Origin of the sequence: Agarilytica rhodophyticola, assembly GCF_002157225.2 — a bacterium.
Classification (GTDB): domain Bacteria; phylum Pseudomonadota; class Gammaproteobacteria; order Pseudomonadales; family Cellvibrionaceae; genus Agarilytica; species Agarilytica rhodophyticola.
Genome location: NZ_CP020038.1, coordinates 5,367,452 through 5,386,698, shown reverse-complemented (window position 1 = coordinate 5,386,698; position 19,247 = coordinate 5,367,452). Strand labels below are relative to the sequence as shown.

The 19,247-nt window shown below is 38.7% G+C and carries 12 protein-coding genes; 3 read left to right on the top strand and 9 right to left on the bottom strand.

Annotated elements, in window-relative coordinates; all coding sequences use genetic code 11:
- Positions 1 to 10: 10 nt before the first annotated feature.
- The 9 genes from BVC89_RS22340 to BVC89_RS22300 form a co-directional block, all read right to left on the bottom strand.
- Positions 11 to 2,494 carry an ABC transporter permease gene (locus BVC89_RS22340; protein WP_086933331.1) on the bottom strand — a complete coding sequence of 828 codons (2,484 nt, stop codon included), beginning with the start codon at positions 2,492 to 2,494 and terminating at the stop codon, positions 11 to 13.
- Positions 2,488 to 3,186 carry an ABC transporter ATP-binding protein gene (locus tag BVC89_RS22335; protein WP_086933330.1) on the bottom strand — a complete coding sequence of 233 codons (699 nt, stop codon included), beginning with the start codon at positions 3,184 to 3,186 and terminating at the stop codon, positions 2,488 to 2,490. Before BVC89_RS22335 ends, BVC89_RS22340 begins: the two co-directional genes overlap by 7 nt.
- 116 nt (positions 3,187 to 3,302) lie before the next feature.
- Complete coding sequence (locus BVC89_RS22330) at positions 3,303 to 5,243, bottom strand: DNA topoisomerase III (protein ID WP_086933329.1); 1,941 nt, start codon at positions 5,241 to 5,243, stop codon at positions 3,303 to 3,305.
- Between the two features lie 456 nt (positions 5,244 to 5,699).
- The gene (locus tag BVC89_RS22325; protein WP_086933328.1) at positions 5,700 to 7,010 is read right to left on the bottom strand and encodes a S8 family serine peptidase; all 1,311 of its coding nucleotides are present in this window, start codon (positions 7,008 to 7,010) and stop codon (positions 5,700 to 5,702) included.
- 36 nt (positions 7,011 to 7,046) lie between these two features.
- A complete protein-coding gene (locus tag BVC89_RS22320) occupies positions 7,047 to 7,511 on the bottom strand; it encodes a hypothetical protein (protein ID WP_086933327.1) in 465 nt (154 codons plus the stop codon).
- Between the two features lie 165 nt (positions 7,512 to 7,676).
- Positions 7,677 to 8,099, bottom strand: a complete 423-nt coding sequence (locus BVC89_RS22315) for a hypothetical protein (protein WP_086933326.1) — start codon at positions 8,097 to 8,099, stop codon at positions 7,677 to 7,679.
- Positions 8,100 to 8,128: 29 nt separating this feature from the next.
- Positions 8,129 to 8,800, bottom strand: a complete 672-nt coding sequence (locus BVC89_RS22310) for a hypothetical protein (RefSeq protein WP_086933325.1) — start codon at positions 8,798 to 8,800, stop codon at positions 8,129 to 8,131.
- Between the two features lie 102 nt (positions 8,801 to 8,902).
- Positions 8,903 to 9,478, bottom strand: a complete 576-nt coding sequence (locus tag BVC89_RS22305) for an RNA polymerase sigma factor (protein WP_086933324.1) — start codon at positions 9,476 to 9,478, stop codon at positions 8,903 to 8,905.
- A complete protein-coding gene (locus BVC89_RS22300; RefSeq protein WP_086933323.1) occupies positions 9,468 to 12,779 on the bottom strand; it encodes a CHAT domain-containing protein in 3,312 nt (1,103 codons plus the stop codon). Before BVC89_RS22300 ends, BVC89_RS22305 begins: the two co-directional genes overlap by 11 nt.
- A 756-nt stretch (positions 12,780 to 13,535) precedes the next feature.
- Between BVC89_RS22300 and BVC89_RS22295 the strand changes: the two genes are divergently transcribed.
- From BVC89_RS22295 to BVC89_RS22285, 3 genes are all read left to right on the top strand, one after another.
- Entirely contained in the window at positions 13,536 to 16,013 is a 2,478-nt protein-coding gene (locus tag BVC89_RS22295) for a KAP family P-loop NTPase fold protein (protein ID WP_086933322.1), read from the top strand.
- Positions 16,014 to 16,554: 541 nt separating this feature from the next.
- Positions 16,555 to 18,036, top strand: a complete 1,482-nt coding sequence (locus BVC89_RS22290) for an MFS transporter (protein WP_086933321.1) — start codon at positions 16,555 to 16,557, stop codon at positions 18,034 to 18,036.
- A gap of 355 nt (positions 18,037 to 18,391) precedes the next feature.
- Positions 18,392 to 19,150 carry a thioesterase II family protein gene (locus BVC89_RS22285; protein ID WP_086933320.1) on the top strand — a complete coding sequence of 253 codons (759 nt, stop codon included), beginning with the start codon at positions 18,392 to 18,394 and terminating at the stop codon, positions 19,148 to 19,150.
- The last annotated feature ends 97 nt before the right edge of the window (positions 19,151 to 19,247 follow it).

The window sequence follows — 19,247 nt, the reverse complement described above, 5'->3', positions numbered from 1 at the left end:
AAATTGTCGGTTATGATTCAGTCATTAATTCCCGGATAGAACTAGATAAGCTGTGTTTACTGGCATGTATTCCAAGGGATGTGACAGTGACTAGAATGATTGCTAATGTGGCCAGCAACCATAAGAAACTGGGTTGATAGTTTAGCGAAAACTGTGACTGATAAATCAGAAGTCCAGCGATATAAGTACCAACAATTGCGCCAAAAGCTGCAATTGTGGCTGTGATTATCCATTCAATTATATTGAGCTTGAAACAGGCTTTTTTATCAAAACCAAAGCTCATAATAATACTATTTTTTTGTTTTTCTTTTGTGCCAAGAGACTGGATAGAAGCGAGCATTACTATCAAAGCCAAAGCGATGATCAACAGTGAAAAGCCGGAGATAGCCTTGGTTATCATTGCTAAGATATTGTCAAACCTAGCTGTCATTTCCTTAAGTGAGATCATGCGTAAAGACGGATGTTTTTGCCATAGTGCAGTTAATAGTGAGAACTGCTCGGTGCTTAGCTCTAAGCTCGCTATATTGTACTGAGGTGCCCGCATATTTGCTAATGCTGTTGTTGGTATTTGTACCCAAAAAGTAATCGATCCGGCGCCAGGCTTATAGGCGTGAGTGGCAACTATACTAAAACGAATACTTTGCTCGCCAATATAAAAAGTCAGTTGATCACCTAATTTTAATCTTAGGTCAGTCATCACCTCCTGTTCTATAGAAATTTGTTGCCAGTTTTTATCCGTAGCTGTCCACCATCGCCCCTCTAGAAGTTTGTTGTTGGCAGGCAAACTATCCGTCCAGTGTAGGCGAATAGAACTTTTAAACGTTGATAGGCTATCACTAGGTTTATCACTAAAGTCATCTAGATGTTGATCGTTCACATGAGTTAACTTAGCATAAACATAGGGTTTGTTTTGACGAATTGGAATGTTGTGGCTTTTTGTCCAAGATAAGATATCATGCATTTGTTGTTGGTTTGCTTGAGATACCAACAAATTTCCATCGTGTTGCCGCGAATAATTTTGCATCGTTTCACCCAGGTCTTTTAGTAGCATAAGAGTAAATAACAATAAAAATGCACATAGACCAAGCCCTAGAATTTGCGTACTTTTGCTAACTAAGCGCTGTTTCATCATAAACAAGGTAAAAGGTAAAAGACCGGAAAAGTTTTGGGTAAACTTTTCACCTAAGGTTAAGATTAACCAGCTAATAATTAAGATAAGTAGTACACTAGTTATTGTGCAGGTCATTACCATAGAGGTGAGCAACGCGTTATCTGAGTAAACAAATGCCACGGCCATGAGTACCGACAATGCACTCGCTGTTCCAAACCAGTAACTAAGAGAATACTTATTGTTGTAAGCCAGCAGCCTAACTGAAGACTGTTTCAAGCTAATCCAAACTGGTGCTTGAAAAATAATAAAGATCATAGCAATAGCTGACCCCGATTGGAGTGCTAACCCCATATGCCACTGCCATGATAAGCCTACAAATGTGTCGCTTAGCCAATGAATAATTAGCCAATGGCAGGTGGCGGAAACAAGCACTACTATGGGTAGTAATAACACCAGCCGTAAAATCCATTTGAAGGCAGAAACTTGCCAGATCGTTGATCTTTTTGCCCCTAAACTTATACAAATAGATGAAAAATACTGCTCTTTATGTATCTGCACATGAGAGAGTTGCTCAACGGCAACGGCAGCCATAAAAAATAAAATAATGGAGGCTAAACCGATAAAATTTTCGCTACGTTGCCAAAATAATGCTAACGGGTGTGCTCCTTGTTTATGATAAGTTTGGGCGGCAGGTAAGCTCTGTTTTTGCCAAGTTACAATTTTTTTAATCTGCGTCGAATCAGCCCCTATTAGATAGCGATGTTCAATTAAATCATTTGGAAAGCCTAGCCTTCTTAAATCTTGTTTGTTGATCATAGCACGCATGTCTACACTGTGACCTTCCATTAAACGATCAGGTTCGTGTAATAGAATACGCGCAACTGTGAAATACTCATTTGCTAATTTAATATTGGTTCCTACTTGCAGAGACAAACTGGTAAGTAAGCGCGAATCCAACCAAATTTCTCCAGGTTTCGGTCCCGCCGAACTTGGTTGTGGGGTATCACCTAAAGCAGATGCTATTTTTAATTTCCCTTGCAGTGGGTAGTTGTTGTCGACGGCTTTGAGCTTAGCTCTTTGCCATTTGTCAGCATGGGTGAGTGTGGTGTTGATGTTTTGGGTTGATATCAATTTTTGAGATATGTTATTGAGCTCAGCATGCTGTTTTTTGGTAAGCGCATGTTTGTGAATTAATACTACGTCTGCACCTAAGAGATTTTCTAAGTTGTTACTTAGAAAATTCTGGATACTTTGGCTAGTTTGGCTCAACGTAATGACGAATACCATCAAGATGGCTTGAGTCCAACGCAAAACCTGATGATGAGTATAGTGTTTTTCTTGGTGATAAAACTGCCATGCCAGTTGTAGGTTTCTAGTTAACATGCACACACCCCAAGTGGTTCTTGTATAGTGTGATCACAGCGACCATTTTTCAAATAAAACTGGTGTTGTGCACGTGCCGCTAGAGTATTACTGTGCGTGACAAGTATCAGTCCAGCCCCTTTTTCTTGGCAACACGAAAGTAAAATATCCGCAATATCATCAGCACTTTTTGCGTCTAGATTACCTGTAGGTTCATCGGCAAAAATAAACTTAGGGTCAAAGATCAATGCCCTGGCGATGGCCACTCTTTGTTGCTCTCCACCACTTAACTGTTGTGGTTTGTGGCTAAGCCGCTCGCCCAAACCCACTCGTCTCAACCATCCCTCGGCTTTAGTTTCTGCCCCTTTATATCCACGTAATTTGAGTGGCAGGGCGACATTATGTATGGCGGATAGTTCAGGAAGAAGGTGGAACTGCTGGAATATAAACCCTATATCTTCTCGTAGCTCTTGGAAAGTGCTGATCTGGTTGTTCTTAATATATTGGCTATGCCCATGACTAGCCTGCTCTAAACCAGCCATGAGCATTAATAATGTGGATTTTCCTGAACCAGAAGGGCCTGTGATAGCGTAGGACTGACCTTGGATGACGGATAGGCTTAAATTATCGAACAACTGAACCTTAGTGTTATTAGTGCTAAACCAATGACTGATATTACTTAAATCTATTCGAGTGGACTGTAATTGCGACATAACGGATACTCATTAAATATTAGGTATCGTCAGGCTATCCAGTGGCTTGTGAAATAGATGTGAAAAAGTAGAAGGTAAAAATAGAAGTGACGAAGTAATACAGTAGATAAAGAGATTTATTTAGAAATACGTCGCCTTGACTTGTTTGCTGATGACTTTCTCTTAAATTTAACGGGTGAGCCTTTTCCTGCTAATCCATCAAAACGTACATGGCCGACTTCACCAATCAGCCCGCTAAGAGTTTTTATCATTGGTGTCATAAAATTCTCATAACGCAGCTCTCGTTGGCTGATACCTTCAAGCTGAGATTCCCACTGAGCTGTCATATCCGGCGCGGCGACACATTCAGGGAGGGTCTGAATAAGCTGCCTACCAATGTCGGTTGATCGGATCTCTTTTCCGTGACGTGTTAGAAAGCTACGCTTAAATAACAACTCAATGATCCCTGCTCTTGTAGCTTCCGTACCTATACCGTCGGTGTCGCGGAGGATCTTACGAATCTCTGGGTCGGTCACATAACGGGATATACCGGTCATTGCAGATAATAATGACGCATCATTGAAGCGTTTTGGTGGTGTTGTGTTTTTATCAAGTATGCATGCATCAGTGCAGGTGACCGAATCTCCAATTTTTAATGTTGGCATTTTATCTTTCGAAAAATCGTTGTCTTCTTTTTCACTTTCCTTGTTTTTGGGGTTTTTAAGTAAAGCAATTTTCCAGCCTTCAGCGATCACTTCTTTCCGTTTGGCGATAAAAAGACCGCCCTCGATAATTGAATTCACCTGTATTTGTCGATAGTCAAAGCTAGGTAAAAATTGCATAAGGTATTGTCTTGATACGAGGTTGTATAGCTTCGATTCTGTTGCAGATAAAGCCGTAGAAGATTTTTTTTTGGTTGGAATAATAGCGTGATGGGCGTCTACCTTTTTATCATTCCAGGCCTTTGACTTCTTGTGTGTATCGGTAGCACCGGCAATATTAGTTAAATTATTATCAACAGAAGATATGGCCGAAATAACTTGGCTCGCTTCATTAAAATGATCTGCAGGAAGGTAGCGATTATCAGACCTTGGGTAAGTAATTAATTTGTGTTTCTCATAAAGACTTTGACAGGTATCCAGCACCTGTTTTGCACTAAGACCAAATAATTTTGCCGCATCTATTTGCAACGCTGAAAGGTTGTAGGGTAGGGGCGGCGCTTGTTTTTTTGGCTTATTAGAAAAACTATCAATACGACCCGTTTTATTTTTTACCCGAGATGCAACATTTTCAACAAGCTTACGAGATAAGACTCGATTCTCTTCATCCATATAGGGTTGACAGGCTTCGCTGGGTTTCCATTTTGCTTTGAATGCAAAGCCTTGTTCCGTCTTTAGGTTCACTTCTAATTCGTAAAAGGGTTTAGATATGAAATTTTCGATCTCTAAATCACGTTTAACCACTAAGCCCAAAAGAGGAGTTTGAACACGGCCTATAGATAGTACTCCTTTAAACCCAGATTTTTGCCCTTGCACTGTACATAGGCGAGTCATGTTTATTCCATATAACCAGTCTGCTCGCGCTCGTGCTAAAGCTGATGTCGCTAGCGGAATAAAGTCAGTATTACTTCGAAGGTTTGCCAAAGACTTTTTAACCGATGAAGGATTTAAATCGCTAATGAGGCAGCGCTGTGTGGAAGCGATTTTTGCTTTAGAGACACCACAAAAGTTAATGACCTCATCGATCAAAAGTTGACCTTCACGATCGGGGTCTCCCACATTTACCAATACTTTCGCCTGTTTTATGAGCTTTTTTAAGACACTAAATTGCTTTTTTGTTTTGGGCTTAACTTCAAGTTTCCACTGAGATGGTACAATAGGCAAGTGAGCGATATCCCACTTTTTATACAACGGATCGTAGGCTTCGGGCTGGGCTTGTTCTAATAAGTGCCCTATACACCAACTGACGATATCACCGTTACCCAGTTTAATAAAGCCTTCGCCTTTTTGATGTGGCTTGGGCAAGACATCCGCCACAGCACGTGCAAGGCTGGGCTTCTCGGCAATATAGAGAATCATAAATAAACGTTAGCTATGTTATTAATCCTGTTATTATATACAGTATAGCAAAGGTGGCAATTGGAATTGTCTATACCCACTCTGGGTTTGTTGCTGTACAACTGTCGGTGGGTAGGTGCCTTTGGCGTTATTTGAATATAATCGTTGGCTCTCTCGATTGCTCTTTCAATCAAGTGTGTGACAATGTGTGCTCGGAGATAGAGTTTAGTAACTTTGTGTTTGTAGTGATTGCTTACTATGGCCTTCGGCACTAGGCTAGAACAACTTAAGTAAGTGCAAACATAGATAGATGTGTTATCAGAGTATTTATGTTTCTTTGTATTAGGCTGCTAGAAGTACTCGACGGTAAAGCTATCGGCCACTTTTTTCGGGCCGAATGATTTTAAAGGTGTATCAATAATATTATGAGAAAAAGGCCGAGCAGTTAACTCGGCAATTTTTAACAAATTGATCGTTTTAATAACCAAACACCGCTTTTTGGCAGTTTAAAAGACCTGCGCCATACTTTACTGTTGCTCCTAAAGGCGTGGCTGTATTCTTTAGGTGCTGGCGGATTTGCCGAGGTGTCCAGGTGGGGTGCATTTGCTTTACTAGAGCGGCCGCGGCGGCAACCATGGGGCAGGCGGCGCTGGTGTATGATATAGGTTCTTTACGGCTATGAGGTGCGGTAGAGCATATGTTTAAGCCAGGCGCACTTATTTCCACTGCTTGACTTTCTTGTAGGCTCGATGGGCCCCAAGATGCTGCTTCTAATTTCCTGTTGTGGTAATCAACAGCAGTGACAGCCATAACTGAAGGACAGCGAGCCGGCTCGCCGACACCATCTTCGCCATCATTGCCCGCAGCTGCAACGATGATACATCCTTCATCCTCCAGTTTCTTCGCTGCTGCTTGGTAAGCTGCACTGTATTGAGCATTTTTGTGGCAAGGCTTTTCAGTGAGGCTCATGGAAATTACATCTATTTTTTTTTCTAAGCACCATAGCATACCTGCTATAATCCGTGATTTTATTCCTTGTTTTTCGCTATCGAGTACTTTAACCGCGTAGAGCTCTACTTCCGGTGCAATCCCATAAGTATGTATGCCATTATGTAGTGCCGCGATAATACCTGCGCACTGTGTTCCATGTTTATCATCATCGTGCCATGGCAGAGAATGTGCCAATGTGTTGTTATGATAGGAAACAAAGTTTACTCCTTCTTGCACAGATAAATCATTGTGTAAGCCATCTATACCTGTATCCAACACCGCTAACTTAACATTTCTTCCTTTTGTTCTCCGCCAGGCTTTAGTTGCTTTTATCCTATCTAAATGCTCAAACTTATACTTCTTTTTTTTCTTTTTGGACAATGAGTGGTTATGAGTATCTTTGGATCGAAAATCTAGCAATTTATTTACAGTTACGTCACTACCAATATCTCGTAGGGCCTGGATATAGCCGTCGTCGTACAGATCTGATTTAAACTTACCTATACTAGAAACTTCTTCCCCTGCATCTTGCAAAAAGCATTCAGAATCAGCTTCAATGCTAATACCTTGTTCTTTTTCTAATTTTTCCCGCTGTTGATCGCTCAACTGTGTAACATATGCATTGATATCTTTAAACTCTAGAATATCATTGTCTTTAACCAAAGATTCGGGATCTCGTATATCCTCTTTTGCATAAATTTCTATCGCATCTTTGGTCGGTTTACCACCAGGGTTAATTATTTTCTTTTGTTTATTTGTAATCGGGTGTTCAAAAGTAATAATAAAAGCATCTTTCATCTCTTTTCCCTCTTGTTTTATTTATAGTAATAATTATTAAAATTCATAGCCTCCACCCGTACCACACGACTGGTCAGATCCTTTTCTCTGAATATCTTTAAATACAAAGAAAACCCCATATTTATTATTATTAGAAATATCTTTATACTGATAAAAAATGTCTACTTCCCATTTAAGAGGTTCGCCCAGGCCATCTTGAAGATAGGCATTAAAATGAATATGTTTCATATAATTTCCTACTTCGACTGGAGGTCGGTATGTGTCGGGGTAAATATTTAGTTGGCAGGGGAGGGAATCAAATGGTTTTATGATATTTATAGTAGGTGGTTTCCTCCCAGATTCATCAAGAAAAATACATTCCATAGTATCATTTTGGATGCACCATGGTAGTTGTTGGTAGTGCACATAAAAATTACTATATTTAACTTCCCATTTAAATGTTCTCGTACTATCAGTAAATTCGCCTGAACCAGTGCGAGTATTATTCTCGTGATTTTCCATTACTATCTCCAATATTTTTGAGTTAAGTTGTCAGAGCTACCTTTAATGTAAGAAAGAGTAATTCTGATAACTTAGTAGTGTTTAGCGAACAAAACTTATCTCAGGAGGAAAAAAATATTATGGAAGTTTTAAATGAACTGTTAGATATTCAATAAATAAGAAAAATTATTCATATCCACCACCGCTTCCGCTGCTGTGATTTAGTGTGCAGTGCTTGTCATTCTTAGGGACAACCGCTTTAAAAGAAAAGATAATGTGGAGTTTTGTTGGGTGAACCTCATCCTTTGGATGCTTGCTTTGCTTTATAACTTCTACACACCACATGTCGCACTTGCCTATCATTGCCTCGAATGTGATTAACTCAAAATGTTCGCTAATATGAGTAATACACGGAGTACTCATATAATCCCATACTAGTGGTTCTCTATTGGAAGTGGGTCTTGAGATTGTCAATTTATAATTACCATCATTATTGATGAATAATTTTAAAATATCATTTTTTTGAAACCATCTAGATAGCGGGCAACCGGCTATTATCTCAAAATTTGAGTCTTCTATAATGCAAGTAAATAATTCTTGATTTTCCATTTGCTTGGTCTCATTATATATTATAAGTTCTAACCGTGCTTAATTTTAAAGCTTGCTTGATCTATAATGTGATTATCCTCTGTTCTCTTAAGAATATAGCGGTAATTACCTCCCTTAAAAAAACTCTTCTCTACATTCACATAAATAACCAAAGCTGAATTTGGTGTTAGCTGTTTTCCTTGCCATAAAAGAGTATTACTCTGATTATAAATACTAAGCGTGTATGTCTGTGGTGATCCTAAAGTAGAAGGGGCTTGAAATCCCAAAACTAGGTTTTCAGTTGATGAGTCTAGGAGAATGTTTTCTGTGGATGAGCCGTTCCCATTTCTTGTTACATTAGTACCAAGCACGTATACAGCAGTACCGACACTCGGTTGTGTATCGGTTTGTATAGTCATTAGTGGTATTAATATAATGGTTGCGGCAATTGCACCCCAGGCGGTTTGAGGAACGGTTATATACTTAAGGAAGCTAAAAGATTGTGATTGTTTTGTATTTTTTTCTTGTATTTCGCTTTCTTGTATTTGCTGTAAACCCTCGAGCAAGCTATCAGCCAATTCAACTTGTTCTAATAATTCTGGGTTTTCCATACACTCTACTTGAAAATTGAAAACATCTTCTTCGCACATTTTTCCTCGTACATAGTCATCAACTCGTGGGTCGACGGTGACGGTAGATGAAGTATTAATATCTACTTGCATAGATGCCTCCGGAGTAATTCTTACTGCCGTTAGTAATAAGTGTTATTGTCTTTATCATTATCTCACTATGTGTGAGGTTTCTTTCCATTAATAAAGATGCTTTCATGGAAAATCCTCATATTGTTCTTCTATAAACTTCTTTAAGCGTTGTTTTGCCCTAAATAACACTCGGTTAAAATGTAAGTCTGACAATTCTAAAGCAAGACATATCTCACCCTTATCCTGCTCTTGTAAATAGTAACGTGTGAGTATCTCCCGGTCTCGATCGGTAGCTAACTCTTGTAGTACACGCCTTACTAATTTACCTTTGCGTTCTCGCTCATAGTTGTTGCTAGGGCCTGTGTCTTCATCGTCAGTCTGTTCAATCTCGTTATTATTCTTGCTACTCTCATTTCGACGAAAGTGCATAATCATTTGATTATTGCCTGTCTGCAAGATAAATGCAGCGAGCTTATCTGGTTGACGAACTGAACCATCGCGAACCTTTTCGATCACTATCCGCCACGTTTCTTGGCATATATCATCCGCTATTGCAGTATCACCATTGGCCTTGCGCCTTAATGCATACATCAGTCCTCGCTGATAGCGCTGTATCATATGTTTTTCAGCAAGCATATCTCCCTGCTGAATACGGCTAACCAAATCACTCGCTACTGCTGGTTCAGGATTAGAACTCACGCCAATGTTCTCCGTTGCCAAGAAATAAAAAACCTGCCCAATAATACGGGTGGCTCCATTTTGATATTTTACTTAGGTTTAAACGCGCCTGTTGTAATGCTTTAGCTGGTGTATATTTATTGATAAATAATTGTCGGTAGAAATCTTCCATTAAAAAAGCTGTGGCCTCATCTTCCACTGGCCAAATAGAGGCAATAACTCGTTTTCCTCCGGCTTTGAAAAACGCACGAGACAAGCCAAGAGGGCCTTCTCCCGAGAGCGTCTTTCCTGATGCAGTGTCGCAACCACTTAATACTACTAGCTCGGCATTAATATGCCATTGGGAAATATCCTGAACTGTTAGATCTTTACCTGTTAGTGTATGCTCTTGTTGAGGGTTTGGTGCTAAAGAGATAGCCGATAATGAAGGATAGTCCCAGTTAACCAAGGCGTGAGTTGCAAAATGTAATATTTCATATTGCTCTAAAGCAGTATCATATATTGCTCGTTTATTTGCCTTATTGCCAACTAAGGCATCAATATCGCCATATTTTTGCCAAAATTTGGCTATCGTGTTTACCTCTTTTTGCACATATGGTAGTGGTCGAAGTTCAGCGTTACGAGTTATTGAGTGCCCGTTTTCAAACAAGGGTTCCACTTTAATTTGGTGTGGGTTAGCAACTAATAATAGTGTACCTGTTTTATAGTCAACAGGAGTTTCCCTTTGCAACTGTTGTTGCGTTGCGATGGAGACGCCATAGGTAATAGTGTTATTGACTAGCAATGGTATCTGGGTTTTGGGGTTATATAGCGCGGAAAAAGGGACTTTATGTAATGGGCCGTCAGGGATAATTAATAGCTCATTGTAATTCTTAAGGTCTTCTGCGATATCTCCTAGGATAATTTGGCTCAAGTTTTGGCGTTGTTGGTGTTGTTGTTGCCAAACTTTATTGCTTAGTTTTGTTGTGGGTAAAATCGCTAATTCTTCTAGTAATGATTTAATATGATGATTCAGTTCAGATTCAGGAGGTAATCTGACTTCTTTTAATTGCTCCTTGCTCATTAACCATAGTATGGACTGTTGTTCCGTAGTGAAAAAGTAGATAATAGCTTTTTGCAGCGGTAAATTTTCTCTGTAATCTTTTAAGTCTGCGGTATCAATTGCTGTTAATACAGAGTTTTCTGATGATGATTTTTTTTCCAGAAATTCTCTAAAGCTTTCCTCTATTAATCGCTCTTCCTCCTCATTAAATGTATAAATATTTTGCGATATGTTTGGTGTGGTAGCTTTCTGAGTTCTTTTTGGGAAATTACCGTTATCCCTGTTGAGTAAATTACTTTCTAATAAATTCTCATATAATGTTCTTGCTTTAAATGACTCTGCACTTATTAAACCCATTTGTGGCTGATAATGACTTTCTTGCGAGGTGTCTAAGTACAGCATTGTTTTCAATTCATAGTAGGTCTTTTGTAAAGCAAAGTATTGTTGACGTAGGTCGTCTCGTAATAGTGTACTTCGGATGTTCTCTATAGTTGTTATGGCGCGATTTATATATGCTAAAACTTCATTTCTTGGAGATTTTAATTTGAGTGAGGCTTGTGCGGCAAGATAGTTTGAATGTGTATAGGAAAGGTCGTCTCTGTTTTCTTCTTGGTGGCTTAGGACTTTTTGCAATATATCCAAAGCTTTTTCACTTTGGCCTAAAGCGATATATATTTCTGCGAGTTGGGCAAGATTTCTGTCAATATAAAACTTGTCTTTACTTGTTTTAGCTAGATTGAGTATGTTTATTTGGCTGTCAAGCGCTTGCGTATATTTTTTCTGTTTAATATATGAAGAAACTTCTGCCGTGTAGAGGTTTAATTTATGTTGATCCGTTGTTTTTTCATGTGGGAATTCCAATGCGCGTGAAAAGTGAAAATGGGATTTTTGGTAATCACCTAGTTTGGAGTATAATTTTCCTAGGTTAAGTGATACTGTAATTAGATCACCTTCTGCTTGAACATTTTGATAAAGCTTACGTGTTTTTTGATAAAGTTCTAAGCTTTCCTCAAGCCGGCCAAGTTCCATATTGATACGTGCTTGTGCTGCCAGTATATGTCCTTGCCAATGAATAGTATTTAATGTTATTGCAATTTTATTTGCTTTTTTTAGAAGTTCCAATGCATAGAAATAACGGCCACGTATGGCATTTACAACTGCCATGTAATAGAGTGTCCGCATTCTAAAACCGCCATGGTCATCACGCGCGGCAAGGGTATAAGCTTGTCGATGGTATTGGCTGGCAAGTTGTAATTCATTTTTTCGACGAGCGAGTAAACCCATAGTATTAAGAACAGCTGCCTGCTGCTGGGTATCTTTGGCATTCTTAAAATATTCAAGCGAACGTTTTAAATGCTCTAATGACTTTTGGTATTGACTACGCTGAGTCGTTAGTTGCCCTAACTGATGATGGATGTATCCTAGTAAGTAGTTTTTTTGCCATTGTATTAAATCTGGATTTTTCTTTGCGTAGTATAGAGAATGTTGAAAGTGTTCCTGTGCTTTATTGTAGCGCCCCTGTGTATATTCGTCGCGCCCTAAATGAATATATGCGATGGCCGCTGCGTAGTAATCCTTATCATCTACCGCGATTGAGATGATTTCTGAGAATAAATCAGGCCTTTTTTCATGAATACTTAAGCCGCTTGCGGAGTCGCCTGCAAGGAAGTACGTATTTTTTAACTCCTCTCGATCTTTTATTTTGAGCCATTGCTCAATCGCTTTTTCATAATAAAATAGAGATTTCTTAAACGCGTCTTCGAGTAATTCTTTCTGATAACGAAATGCCTTTTCAAGGTGTTGTTCTGCTATGAGACGCTCGGGCTGGTCGACACTAGAATATATATTAGTAGCAATGTTTAATTCGCCTTTGATATTGCCGTCCCCAGCTCCTATTCCATGAATAACAATACGACATTGTTTACATTTATGGCTATTTATAAGTAAACGTTGCCTCCTGTAGAGGTCTTTAAATTGTCCCTCTGCTAGTATTTTTTTTTGTGGTGATTGTACCAGAATTTTCACTTCAATAGCATAAGAATTCAATAATAATACTAGGAACTGATTTGGTTCAAGAGTGATTGGGATGACGAGTGTCTGTTGGGAGTTAAACGGGATTGCTGAATTTAGTTTACTAAGTTCAATGACTTTTTCGATAGCTTCATTTTTATCTCTATTTTTTTCTGCAGAAGCGTAACTACATAGTGCCAGACTAATTCCCAAAAGAACATGCAGAACGACTAGTAATGGTTGGTAATTATTTTTAAAAAATAAACGCATTTCATCACTATGCCTAAAACGTTTTTCTTATCTTGGAACCTCGTCATAGACTATGAGAGCTACTAGTCTATCAGCACCACTACTTTGCCAACACTGCTACAGTATCATGCTGCACAAAGCCAGTCGGCAATGTAGATAAGAAAGAACAGACGGTCAATTTTTTGATTATAGTGTGGTTGTTTTTTCATAAATATGGCAGACGTCTCTTATATATTAATCTGGTCTGAGTCAATCTGCTTTTCATCAATCCAACTTTAAACAATCCACTTTAATCAATCCTTAGCTAATTGATCCACCAGCCAATATACATAAATAATCTATACCAACTATAGATCTTATATTGCCAGTAGATTTTTATTATAGCCTTACTGCTTTATCCAGCGATGGTTAATTCTAACGACCATATCTTTTCTTTGTCTAGTTATGAATAATGATTTTGATGTCAAAAGTATAGGCGTTTGCTTTCTATATTTCGATACTTCATATAACGTGCTGAGTTATAGGGATATTACAATTTTAATGCATATAAAATCACATACCTTAGTTCTACTATTGCCGTTTTTAGTAGGGTGACCCATTTAAAGGTTTCGTTGGTAATAGTTGTTGAAATAGAATGGTGTTTTAAATCGTGCCAATTTTCCATTGCTGTTAAAAAGTTCTGTAAGCTGCAATTTCATGGTATTTAAAAAGATAACTTTACATAAGTAATAAAGCTTTGAGACTATTGCGCCAAAATTAATAGTAAGGTGCTTTATTGTGGATCAACCTGTATTTTCTGAGCAAATCAAGCGTTTGATAACGGATATATCAAAAAAAGACAGTGCCGGATTGGTTCTCTTTGCTGCGCGTTGTGCTCTGAGAGTGTTTCCTCTTGTGGTTGTTAATGACACCAACTTTTCATACTGGTCAGAAGGACAGCGTGCGTTCAATCTTCTGTCTACTTGGCGAGCAGCAATTGCTAATATAGTGGACTTTCCGTATGACCCTCGATTTCTACATGAATACGCCTCTAATGCATTTTTATCAGCCAACTATGCTTCTGATCATAGTTATACATATCTCGCTTATAAAGCTATTGCCCATGCGAGTATGGCTTTTTACGCCTATGCCACAGAAGATAAATACCTAACAAACCTGATCGGCTCTTCATTAGCTGCCTCAGAGAGTGCAATTGCTGCTTGTCGTGTTTTAGAGAGTTTAAGCAAAAATGAAGAAGAGGAACAATATAAAGAGCTGAATATACTCAATGAGGGGACAGGAGATATATTAAAGCATGCACCTTTGTGGATCGATATTTTCCCCCCAAGTGAGTATCTAACCATAGTTGAAAAAGTGTTACCTAGTGCTCTAGATAACTTGGCCGAAGAAGAGAGTAGTTTATCATCGCAAACTAGTCAATTAGTGCATGCTGTTGTGCCTATTTATCAAAATTTATACACAGGGACTTACTCTAAAAAATCTCTTATGTATGAATGGGAGCAACTAAATAGATACTTTCAGAGTTACGAAAAAACGAGTGACTCGGTGGCTGTTGATGAGAAAATAGGAGGCACAGAAGATACTACAAGATATCGAGCTTCTCAGCAGTTGAGCTATCAAGATGCAAGTACACATGATGCTTTAGATCGTAAAAAATTAGTGGAGACTCTTGCTGGTTTCTTACTGCACCCGGCCAATCATCATCACCAAACCATTGGTCTGCTAGGTGACTGGGGGGTAGGTAAATCCTCGGTCATTAAACAACTAAGAAACCTTTTGATTAAAAAGCGAGATAAACAAGATTTTTTACTTGCGGAGTTTAATGCTTGGGCCTATGAGCATACTGACAATTTGCAAGCCGGAGTCGCACAGGAAGTAATACGAACACTTTCGGAACGATTGCCCAGCGATAATCGTTTTTTATGGGTGATTAAGCGTTTTTTTCTTATTACGCGTTTTGCTATACGTTTACACGGTAAAAAATTATTATCTTTAATGCTTTTACTTCTTTTGGTAGTGATTCCCCCTTTTTTCGAAGCTTTTAATCAAATGCTGAAATCTCTTTTTCCTCAGGCTAAACACGCAAAGGAAATAATTATTATGACTGGAGGTGTTGGATTTTTATTATTTTTGTGGAAGCAGCTAAAACCTGTATTGGCAAATCCTATGGCAAAAGAGCTGCTGACATATTTAAAACTGCCGAACTATGGTCATCACCTTGGCACTATTCCTGTAATGCGTGAAACAATCAAAACTTTGTGCAATATCCGCCTGCAAAACTTCGGTAAAGAAAAGCGCTTACTCTTTGTTGTCGATGATCTTGATCGTTGTGGTCATGAGGGTATTGTTAAAGTATTTGAAGCCGTACGTCTAGTCTTAGATATTCCTAACGTTACAGTGGTTATCGCTGTGGATCAGCGTATTGCCTTAGCTGCTTTAGCTTTACATTATAAAGAACTGGCTGATTTTCATGAGTTGCGCAGTTCTAAAGCAATTGCTAGAGATTATCTTGCCAAGGTTATACATATTCCCATTACTCTAAGTGAGCCTAGTAAGAGTAGTGTTCACCGGTATTTACATGATATATGGGAAAAGACGGAAGCTGCCATGGATAAGGATACATCTAATCAAGCTTCTGATGAATTGAAAGAAGATGCACAAATTAGAAATATCATTGAAGAAACAGAGAATAAGATTTTATATGGTGAAAGGCAAGAAATTGAAAATCCTAACGAAAATTTCCATGGTAGAAATAATATAGAAGCAGTATTAAATACTAATGATAGTAAGCCGGTTGATAGTAAGCCTCGCGATAACGAACATGAAGTTAAAATTATCGAGCGTCTTTCAAATATGCAAAAGCAGTCTTTTTTATATTGGCTTGATTATTTTAATTTGAATAACCCCCGACAAATTAAACGCTTAAATAATTGCTATAACCTTTTGAGAAGCTATTATGATGAGGATGAGCAGGCAATACCCTATAGTTCAGAAGATGATGAGCATATAGCCGTTTATCCAATAATGTTAACCTTATTTGTTCTAGAGTATATTAATGGTCTTGACGATATGAAGCGTCGTAAAAAGCTAAAAAATATTATTTTCGAAAATAAAAATAATGTGATGAAATCGGAGAAAGTCGAAGATCCAAAGATCACTGCAGATATTCTAGCTGTCTTATGCAGTCAGTTTAAACAGCTTGTAGTTGTGGATCTAGTAGAGCCTTTTGTGTTGCCGGCTATTGAAATCGAATAATAAGTAGAACAAAAAAGGGGAGGAATGCATAAGTGCTTAAAAGATATTAGCACTGAAGTCAGAAAGCCTAGTTAATGAAAATATCTTGTTCATGAATAGCTACATTATTTTTTTAAAAACTGGCTGAATACGTATTCATGTGTTATTGAAACTCTCAATGTTTTAGTGAATATCGACCTCCTTTTAGTCGTTTTTGAAGGCTAAGACTAATGCACTACTAACAAGTAGGAGAAACGTTAGCTTTTTAGCTAAACTCTTGTAAAGCCTTTTAAACTGGGGCTTTAAGAGTATTTAGGGCTAACTTTACAACAAGCTAGGGTGAGTAAGTTGATCTTACATCCTGGAGTAAATTTATCATCTGCTCTTACATTCATTGTCCGCTAAAATCCATCTTCGGCGCTTCGCATCGACTACCAATTATCAACATAGTATGAAAAACTACGGTTAATATGGCTGATAAAGGCTCTTAACCTTCAAGGAGAGACCCTTAGACAGAGCCACTAAGAACAATAAGAATATGCTGTAAGTAAGAGGTTTTACAATGAAACAACCGCATCTGTCCTATTGGCAAGTTTGGAATGTGAGCTTTGGTTTTTTAGGCGTACAGATAGGTTTTGCCCTGCAAAATGCAAACGTTAGTCGAATACTTTCGGATCTTGGTGCTGATCTACATTCTCTTTCACTGTTCTGGCTGGTTGCACCTGTTATGGGCTTACTTATTCAGCCAATCGTCGGTTCAGCTTCAGATCGTACTTGGAATCGCCTGGGGCGTCGTAATCCTTATATCTTGGCAGGTGCTGCGGTTGCAGCTATTGGTATGATGTTGATGCCCAATGCGCCCTTGTTTGTACAAATCGTTTCACCTATGGTTTTTGGCGCAATTATGTTAGCCCTGATGGATGCCTCTTTTAATGTTGCATTTCAACCATTTCGCTCCCTTGTATCTGATATGGTTCCTGCTGAACAGCGCAATCAAGGCTATTCGGTACAATCTTTATTGATAAATATTGGAGCAATCTTTGGTTCCATCTTACCATTTTTATTAACTAACGTTATTGGTTTAGAAAATACTGCACAAGCTGGTTCTGTAGCGCCATCGGTAACATGGGCTTTCTACATTGGTGCTTCTGTACTTTTAGGCTCAGTGCTTTGGACCGTTTTTAAAACCAAAGAATACCCCCCCGAACAATATTATGCATTTAAGAATTTAGACCCAAAAATAATTGCCAAGCAAACTGAAATCAAGCTTACATTCGCACAAAAGATGCGATCTTTCATTGGTCTGTTCGCCAATATGCCTACGACAATGAAACAGCTAGCTATTGTGCAGTTTTTCTCCTGGTTTGCCTTCTTTATTATGTGGGTATATGCCATGCCTGCAATTGCTCAAAATACCTGGGGGCTGGATGCCAAGTGGTTTGACTCACACTACCTATCCTCTGTTGCGCAAGTACCTAATGACGTTTTAAACGCTAAAGGCGCGGCGGGTGATTGGGTGGGGATTATTTCCGCAGCATATTTCTTATTTGCTGCTTTATTTTCAGTTGTATTGTCAAAACTAGCGAATAATATTGGTCGCAAAATAACATATTCACTCTCGCTGATGGCAGGGGGATTGGGGTTTATTGGCTTTATCTTTTTTACCAACCCAGAGCAAACCCACGTCAATCTTTTAATTGCACAGTTTACAGTGCCAAAAGGCGCTTTGGGATTAATTATTCCAATGCTGGGCGTAGGTATCGCTTGGGCCGCTATGCTGGCCATCCCATATTCTATTCTCGCGGGATCGCTACCGGCAGATAAAACTGGCGTCTACATGGGTATATTTAATTTCACTATTGCGGCACCGCAGATCGTTTCTGGCCTAGTAAGCGGCCAAATATTGACACATGTTTTCGATAACCAAGCTATTTACGTTATTATGTTAGCCGGTGTGTCGATGTTAGCGGGATCTATTTGTGTTTATTTTATTAAAGATGAACAAGATGTAATTATAAATGACATGTCACCAGCTGAAAGTTAGAAGCCTTAATGTTGGCTAAATTTAGCGTCTATAGTATCTAGCTGCTTGTAAATTAGCCTCATAGTTAAGTTTTATATATATGGGGCTACTTGAAATCTATTTTGTTTTTATGATTTGACCAATTTGTTGATTTTCACTCTATAATTTGTTTTTACGCTCGTCTACGATAACGCTCTTTATTAAGAATTAGAGGCCGTTTCATAACTCGATAACTCGCGAATGTGGGTAACACAAGTCAAAAACAACCGAAAAGCGGCGTTTACGTCAAGTAAATGAGCACTTTGAGGTTATTTTTTACGCCGTACCATTGAGTGCAGTAATTATGAAATAGCTTTTAGGATTATTTGAGGATTGTATGTGTAGTAGTAAATGGGTGGTTATTCGTCAACCTAAGCCGACAGCTAAACTCAAGCTTATTTGTTTTCCTTACGCCGGAGGAGATGCTAGCGTCTTTTCGTCATGGGCGGATAAAGTGCATCCTGCAGTTGAAGTTTTGGCCATTCAAGCGCCTGGTCGCTCTAATCGCTTATCTGAACCTGCACTGCGTTCAATAGATCAGATCACCGAGAGCTTATGCTCGGAACTACTCCCTTTTTTAGATCGCTCCTATGCTGTGCTTGGTCATAGCCTTGGAGCTCGTATCGCTTATGAGTTTGTTCACAAAACTCGTCTGAAAGGTTTACTTCAACCTGTGTATTATATCGGTTCCGGTTCCAAGGCGCCCAATGTCCCTTCCCGTGAGGGGATAAGATACGATTTGCCAGATAATGAATTCATCGAGGCTATCAAAGATCTAGGTGGAACGCCAAAAGCAGTTATTGAAAATAAAGAGCTCATGGATTTAGTTCTTCCGACTTTAAAAGCAGACTTTTTCTTAGTTGATACTTATAGAGCGATTCAGCGATTGCCACTAGATATTCCGGCTAGCATTTTTAATGGTCTTAAAGACTATGATCTTGACGAAGACTTCAATGCCCAGTGGCAAACACATTTTTCTGAGGTTTTAGAATTTAAGACTTTTGATAGCGGTCATTTTTTTATTAATGATATGAGAGAGGAATATTTGTTAGCTCTCAATAATTGTCTGACCAATATTGTTGAAAATAAACTTTAGAAACCTGCGCTTAGTCTTTTCTTCATTAATTACACAACTAGAAAAACCACATCATATTCTTATGATGTGGTTAATATTCTATTCAAGGGTAGACATT